At 36.9% G+C, this 8,043-nt stretch carries 4 protein-coding genes and 1 pseudogene; 3 read left to right on the plus strand and 2 right to left on the minus strand.

Annotated elements, in window-relative coordinates:
* Window positions 1–171 precede the first annotated feature (171 nt).
* Window positions 172–360, plus strand: a complete 189-nt coding sequence (locus ACE4RR_RS19500; RefSeq protein ID WP_375537105.1) for a hypothetical protein — start codon at window positions 172–174, stop codon at window positions 358–360.
* A gap of 868 nt (window positions 361–1,228) precedes the next feature.
* Here the strand turns inward: ACE4RR_RS19500 and ACE4RR_RS19505 are convergent.
* On the minus strand, window positions 1,229–1,930 hold the full coding sequence (locus ACE4RR_RS19505) for a DUF4386 domain-containing protein (RefSeq protein WP_375537113.1): 702 nt from the start codon (window positions 1,928–1,930) through the stop codon (window positions 1,229–1,231).
* A gap of 624 nt (window positions 1,931–2,554) precedes the next feature.
* Complete coding sequence (locus ACE4RR_RS19510) at window positions 2,555–2,716, minus strand: hypothetical protein (protein ID WP_375537106.1); 162 nt, start codon at window positions 2,714–2,716, stop codon at window positions 2,555–2,557.
* A 655-nt stretch (window positions 2,717–3,371) separates the two neighbouring features.
* Between ACE4RR_RS19510 and ggt the strand changes: the two genes are divergently transcribed.
* The gene (gene ggt / locus ACE4RR_RS19515) at window positions 3,372–5,129 is read left to right on the plus strand and encodes a gamma-glutamyltransferase (RefSeq protein ID WP_375537107.1); all 1,758 of its coding nucleotides are present in this window, start codon (window positions 3,372–3,374) and stop codon (window positions 5,127–5,129) included.
* A 2,502-nt stretch (window positions 5,130–7,631) separates the two neighbouring features.
* Window positions 7,632–8,043: pseudogene (locus ACE4RR_RS19520) on the plus strand (poly-gamma-glutamate synthase PgsB); the annotation flags it as partial.

The raw sequence follows: 8,043 nt of genomic DNA on the forward strand, positions 1-8,043 counted from the left end.
GCGGGACCACTTTAATAGAAGGTACGTTCGGTATAATTGATAAAAAGAAAATATTAAAAGCTACCGCAACAATGGCGGACTCAACTAACTTTTAATCGAAATATAGATTTCAATTACGACTCTGAGATTATTCTTTTTATAACATAGAGTCTTATTTAACAGGAGCATATAATGTCACATGAGAACGAACAAACTTCTGCAACTCACTCTTTTTCTTCTGAAGTTGTTCCTAATGACCGAATTAATCTAGAAGTTAATGGAATATGGGAAGTTACAGGTAGTGTTGAAGGTCTCAATTCTGGAATGTCTCGTAAAGGTTCTTGGAATATACCTTCAGTGGTGATGACGCATAATAAGTAAGATTTTGATTTACTTTTTAACAAATAATATTAAAAAGAAGGCGATTGTTATTTTGAACAGAATATATTCACTTCTTCAAATAAGAATATAGCTTGTATTTCTTTGGGTACGTTAGTTTTTGTGTTTTTAATCATGCCTTGGTCTACTGAACACACGAGTACGACCGATGTCCACCATCTAGGATTTCACACACCGATACTATCGTACTACTCAGAAGGTGCTTCTTATTTTGACAGATTTTTAGTATTTAATCCTGTTCAACTTATGCAAAACTTTTCTGTTGGCTTGGGGGGTATTTACCAGCTTGCTATTTTCTTCTTATTTCTTTTGTTCATCAAATTTATAATAGGAATAATGATAGAATTTAGAGAAATAAAAAACACGCATTAAATAACAACAATAACGGAGTGTAGATTCGCTTTGTATTCAAGGGGGAACCCATCTTGAACGGAAAAAATGTTATTGGTTTCACTGCTATGATTTTAAGCTTTTACGCTATTTTTACCTTTATTGGTCTATTCGTCCAAGACATCTTAAAACTTCTCTTTGGTTAGGTAGGGGCAAAGAGATTTTTGATAAAAAATAACAAGGAGATGCTTAAGTGCATCTCTTTGTCGTGAAAAAGGTGTTTGGCATTACATTAAACTTAATATTGAAGATGCATTGGAGCTTAAAATGAAACATGCATTTCTTAGAAATGGGGCTGGGACATAACTAGCCCAAAAAAAAGTTAAAAAAGCTTTTTGTTTATTATCCAAGGGTTCATAAGGTGGACCCCAAACAAAGAATTTTCCCCTATTAGGCAGTTTTTTGTTGATAAATTCCTCGACGACTTGATTACTGTAGCGTCTTTTACCTCACTAATACTTTAAATTCTATCTCCGCTTTTATTTGGTTTTATATCAATAGGATTGAACCCTCTGAATATCAGAAATATAGCCAAAAATAGTTCGCAAAAAGCTATTGGTGCATTTAAGATAAAGTAGACTGGATTCATTAATGTTATGATATTCAACATCAAGATTAACGTAGCTATGAGAGTAAATGTAGAACCAATAATACCCCATATCGATAACCAACTTGGAATCATTCTAGTTTTAAAGAAGCAAAAATAAAGTATCAATCCGCCAATACTCCATGGCAATATCATGCCTATATGATTCAGAAAATCTCTGCCTTGTCTAAGCAATTCAGCTACTATTTCAAAGTACGGTGAGTTAGCTGGGTTAGCACCTATAAAATTCTGACTCAACCATAATAAAAGAAGAAGAGAGCCTATACTGGCAAAAAGAAATCCAGCTCCAATAATCCTGAAACCGAAATACCCCACCGCTAGACTTTTGTTGTGTCTTTTAATAATTGGATACAATAATACAGTTATACATACATATACTACGGCCATTGCAGCTTGAAAAAATGTTGCTATTAAAACTTGCATTTCGATTTCTGACAATTTTTCAAGGAAATCTGGTTGCTCTAACACTGGAACAGAACTCAGTATCCCAAATACAAAACTGATTATTAATAGGAGCCCAAGAAAGACAGCAGTTCTTCTGTTTGGTTTTATGATTGATCACTCCTTTTCGCAAAATAACACAAGCCTTAGGAACTTTGTATTATCAAGCGTTCTTCTGGACATTATTGACGCAAAATACCCTCAAGAACTCGAAGGATCGGGCTGTGAAAAATCTCAATTAGTAGCTGCAAAAATAAAAATTAATCTTTCCATAGGCCCCTCCTAAGTTAGCTATATGCTCTTATATATATATCAAAACGTAAAATTTCCCAAAAAGGGATCTTGAAATTTTTAAAATTTGTGGGGATGTAGAAGAAGACAATAACTTCATTGCTGATTTTATCTGATTCTATGGGGCATGGACTTCATTTAGGGAATTTAAGAGTGTGGTTGAATTATAATTTATTTAGTCCATATTATTTGAAAAAATGGTTATTAAGTGACAGGACGAATAATCTCAAATTGTGGAAGACTTGAATTCGAGATAATCTTTGTTTAAAACCACTTAATCTAAAGAAGGGATATATCTATTTTTGTTTATTGATACCTCAGCAGCTGTTATTATTTTCACTCCTATATTGCTTTTGGTAGAAAAGACTACATCTGCTTGAGGTTTGATGAATTGGTATTCCCTGATGGACATGGTATCGATCACATTCAAATCGACGATCAGGTTTTCTAAGGGTGCGCAGCATGTTGGATGTTCCAGTCCCATTTATTGATCGCTCTGAACTTCGTTTCCACCTGTGTTTTCTCTTTCGTCAGCCATCCACCAAAATGTAAGGTGATATAAGCGATCTCTTCATCCGGGATCGGCCTCTCCAACAGAAAGCGGTTCACATTTTGCAGCCGCTAGATTCCCTACACCCTTAACGTAAAAGCTGAATAATAAAATAAGCCTATGTCTTAGATTACCGAGTAATCATTAACACAGGTTTTGTTTTTCGTTCCTGCGTTGAATCAATTACAAACAACTTTGTTTAATGTTTATTCGAAATTTCCCGGTCTTCCAGCATCTTAGGGGAAGGAGGAAGAACGCACATGACATGAACCCGTGATAACTTGACTGAAGCAAAAATGCAGCAACACCAGAGTGATTATTTCAAATAAAGTAATTTATGTAAACAAATTGAAAAATAATATATATAATGTAAATTTTATATGGTAAAATAATGTAAATTGGGTTTGGTTATTAGAGGTGACTTCATGAATTATCTTGCTTACATAAGAGATGGACAAGTACAGCAAGTCCAAGAATTTTAATGGAAGTCATTTGTCAGCCCTTTTGGAAGGACATAGGAGGTGAATATCTAGACGATCTTGTAGGATTACTCCATGATGCTGGAAAATTAAGTGGTTCCTTTCGCGATTATATTTCAGAATATTACAAAAATATTCAAAAAAAGAAGTATGGACCATTCGACTAGTGGCGGAAAATCGTTACATTTCATCAGAGAAATCAGAATGAACCAATTTTAGAAATGGGGCTGAAAACATGAGGACAATGGCAACAAAAATTTTATCTATAGTTATTATTATTTTTTTAATCGGAAGTGTATCCCCTCTGCAAGCTTTAGCAAAAAATCACCAATCAGAGGCAGAGGAAACGGCAGAAGGCACAGACGGTATGGTTTCCACCTCGCATCCATTAGCAACAGAAGTAGGGGCAGAAATATTAAAAAAGGGAGGAAATGCGGTTGATGCCTCAGTGGCTGTACAGTTTGCATTAAATGTAGTAGAGCCGTACATGTCGGGGATTGGAGGCGGGGGATTTATGATGGTATATGACGCCAATACAGAGGACATATCCATTATTAATAGCCGTGAACGGGCACCCGAGGGCGCTGAATCGGATATGTTTTTAGATGAAAACGGTAATATTATTCCATTTTCTGTTCGGTCGACAAGCGGTGATGCAGTGGGTGTTCCGGGTACATTAAAAGGATTAGAGGAGGCGCTGGACAAATGGGGAACGCGTCCTATACAGCTGCTCATCACACCAGCCGTGAAATTAGCGGAAAGAGGATTCGAAGTGGACAGACAGTTAGCCCAAGCCATTGAAGAAAATGAAGAAAAACTATCAAAAAGTGCAACTGCTGATGTTTTTCTTCCCGATGGAAAACCGCTGGAAGAAGGAACATTGCTTAAGCAAAAAGACTTGGCTCAAACGTTAAAATTAATTCGTTCTCATGGATCCGACGTTTTGTATGACGGAAAAATCGGAGAAGCACTGGCCGAAACCGTTCAGGATTTCGAAGGAAGTATGACAAAGCAAGATCTTCAAAACTACGATGTTACAGTAGATGATGCTGTATATGGAGACTATAAAGGGTATGAAATTGCAAGCATGCCTCCACCAAGCTCCGGCGGGTTGTTTCTTCTGCAAATGATTAAAATACTAGAAGACTTTGATATCAGTCAGTATGATAGCCGCTCTGTGGAAAAATATCATCTATTATCTGAAGTGATGAGGCTTGCTTATGCAGACCGGGCAGCTTTTGCGGGTGATACGGAATTTGTAGATGTACCAATGGAAGGGCTTCTTCATCCGGATTATATTCAGAAAAGAAAAGACCTGTTGTCTGTGGATGAATTAAACAAAAATGTTGGAGCAGGAGATCCGTGGGAGTATGAAGATGCGGAACAAACGAAAGAAATAGTAGAACAAGAAGTTGACAAAGAAATTGGTGAAACCACACATTTTACGGTGGCCGACAAATGGGGTAATGTGGTCTCCTATACAACGACGATTGAACAAGTATTTGGCACCGGTATAATGGTTCCAGAATATGGGTTTATGTTAAATAATGAGTTGACCGATTTTGATGCAAGGCCAGGCGGTGCTAATGAAGTACAGCCAAACAAACGGCCGCTAAGCTCGATGACACCAACCATCGTTTTAGAAGATGGAAAGCCTGTGTTAACCTTAGGTTCCCCAGGTGGACCGACGATCATTGCTTCTGTGCTGCAAACATTTTTGAATATTATAGAGTATGATATGGATTTAAAAGAAGCAATAGAAGAACCGAGAATTTATAACACGCATACTTCTTTGACCAGATGGGAAGAAGGAGTGCCGGAAGAGATTAGAGAAGATTTAGCAGAAATGGGACACCGTTATGAAAACAGTCCGCAATCCATTGGAAACGTCCAAAGTATTTTAATAGATCATGAAAATGGAACGTATCATGGGGCAGCCGACTCACGCCGGGATGGAGCTGCAATGGGATTATCGGGCAAAGTCTTAAAATAAAATAAAAATTTTGAGAAGGGAGCTTATATGTGGAAAAAAGCTCCTTTTCTTTTATGCTCCCCCTATTTTATGCTTTCCTCTTTAAAGGTTGGAAGGCTAGGTGTGAAATGGTATACCGACACTGACTCGGAGATGTTTTTACTGGATGGGATTATTCGTCATCCCAATACTTGGGGTAGTTGAGGTAGGAGCTGATGGAGAAGATAGGTTCATTAATTAACCAATGGTTAGTAAAAATGGTCCATTATAATAATCAATTTAATTATGAGCAGGGTAAAGAAATGAACCAGGAGAATTTCGATGAATTTGCTTGTGTTGTAAATTAGGGTGCTTTCGTTTTACAGATAGAAGACGAACGATACAAGAAAACGATTCAATAAGAAGAGCCCGAAATGTTTTCGAAAAGAAATGATTAAATTGTCCGTAAAGAGTTTTTAATCTTGAAATCGATTCTTCCATTATAAAATGCCTTTTGATCATTTCTTTAACGAAAGAAATAAAGCGTCTTTGGAGTTTTTTGCATTTATATGATTCGATACTAAAGTTGTTCGTTAGGATTCACGGTGGGATTATAAGATTTACTAAAAGAAATAATCTTCGTTGTGCGGCATTGAATACTAAATCTTATCTAACCAAAGCCCATCTATACAAAAAACATACTAACAACTGATAAATGAAACCGAATTGGAAATTATTTCGTTGATTTCGAGAAAGGAATCACAAAACCGATCATTAAAAAAGCTTCCTTTTTTTAAAAAAAGGTTAGATAAAGAGAGAAAGTATATGCTATATAAAGGGAAAAAGAGGAGAGAAATGAAAAACAACGTAGAAGGTAAAATGAAATAACTTCTTTTTTATACAGTCTCTCATATACACCATCTGCTCCTGGGGAATACTAGTGTGGAGAACTTTATTTCCACACAAACAGCCCATTCATAAAAGATGGGCTGTTTGTGTCAAAACTATATCATTAAATTGGAGGTTGAAGCAATATTTATTGCCTCAATAATAGTATAGTAGAAAAATATATAGTTAGAAATAGTCCTTATTTATATAATCGATTGGAATATATTACAACTAAAGGATTACTTTATTAAAGAAAGAACTTGCTATGTCTTATACGTCTTCAGAATGATTGTTGTGACCACCAATATCTAACAGCGGCTATCTGGTCAAGGCAGCTATCACAATACTATTGAACGTGAGTATTAAAAATGGCTCAAAAACAACATTGGGAAAATATTAACGGATCATACAATAGACTGGTTTCCCAAAAGGAGACCGCCCAATGGACAGAATAATTCATCCCTTAAGTTGAGACGCTCAAGGATGGATTATTTTTTATGGTGGAATGACAGTATCGCAAGGACTAAACTGGCATAAGCCGATCATTACGATGATTGCTTCGAAGACTTTCATATGGCCTATTGTTTATTATATGAAAATAGAGGTACAATTTTTTTCGAGGGGGAAGTATTAATATTTTTTATAATTGATTATGCAATGAGGAGGGCAGATGCCTCATGTCCTATGAGAAAAAAAATTGGTCGTGAGAACACTCACGAAGCAAGATTGTCATAGTTTTATATCCTTGTAAAAAGGTTATATAAAGAAAGCAGGTTTATGCTATATTACAGGAATAAAAAGAAGAGAGGTGGGCTACCAAAAAAGGCGTTTACTGATTGGTCAGAATCAACTAATTTAATGATACTACTTGCTGAAATAAATAGAGTCATGGTAAATTATGGGATGTTTCTAAGAGACAGGGATAAAACGAATAACTATAAAACCGGGATGGCATTGGGTATAGTAAATGAGTATTCAAGATGGGAGATCTTGCTACACACGATAAATACATGGGCGATTCGGGAAGTTGTTACACGTAGAGAATGGAGCACCACAAGCCATAACGAAGCGGCGCTTTTTTATATAAAACATAGAGTGTTAACTTAGGTTTTTTAAAAGTGTGTCCGGGCAAACGCGCACGCTTTAGGGTTCAAGTCGTATTGGTTATTTGAAGGAATCCGGAGGCAAATCGCCGACTCGAGGAATAACGAATCTCATCAGGCTCTCTTTCTTGGATAAGGCTGCTTAACAAGCTGAAGTTCTTATGGGACGAGCGTGAAGGGGGAACCTGGCGCGCTTATGCTAAGAGGTCAGATCTATACGTCGCATCCATGTGTTAACCGAAGGATGATCGATTGAAAAAGAATAAATGTTGGAGTTTTGAAAAAACTTTGGATAAAGCCACGCAAGCTCCGAAATCCTTTACACTTGAATTGTCGAGAAACTAGAAAAAGGATGGGAGCTGCGTGTATATGTATTTTACCATGGTTATTCCAGGGTTAGAAGAGATGACCATTACAAAATTAGAAACGGTGAAACCAAGAAATAAATTCAATAGAAAGTACTTTAGATAGGGTGGGTGCTGAGAGTGGAGAAGAAAGTGAATAACGTGAAATGCGCTGCTGATATATTTTCAGCAGCTAAGGAGTGCGCATCATGCTGCTAATTTTTATCGCAGTCGCATTACTAGTCGTATTGGGTGTACGAGAAGAAATAGAACATCGGCAAATTATTAAATCCGTCCCGCTTCGGATAAATGTGAACGGTATCCGCGGGAAATCAACTGTCACACGATTAATCACCGGTGTTCTTGCTGAAGCTGGCTATAAGGTCGCCGGCAAAACGACAGGAACTTCAGCTAAATTTATTCGCTGGTCCGGTGAAGAAGATGACATTATCCGTAACCCGGAGGGGCCAAATATTAAGGAACAAAAAGTAATCTTAAAGAAAGCTTCTGATATCGGAGCAAATGCTTTTGTCGGGGAATGTATGGCCATTAACCCTGAGTATCAGCATGTACTGCAGCAATCCTTTCTTCAGGCCAATATCGGAGTCATCCTGAATGTCT

The organism is Alteribacillus sp. HJP-4 (genome assembly GCF_042139015.1).
Taxonomy (GTDB): domain Bacteria; phylum Bacillota; class Bacilli; order Bacillales; family Marinococcaceae; genus JBHIKY01.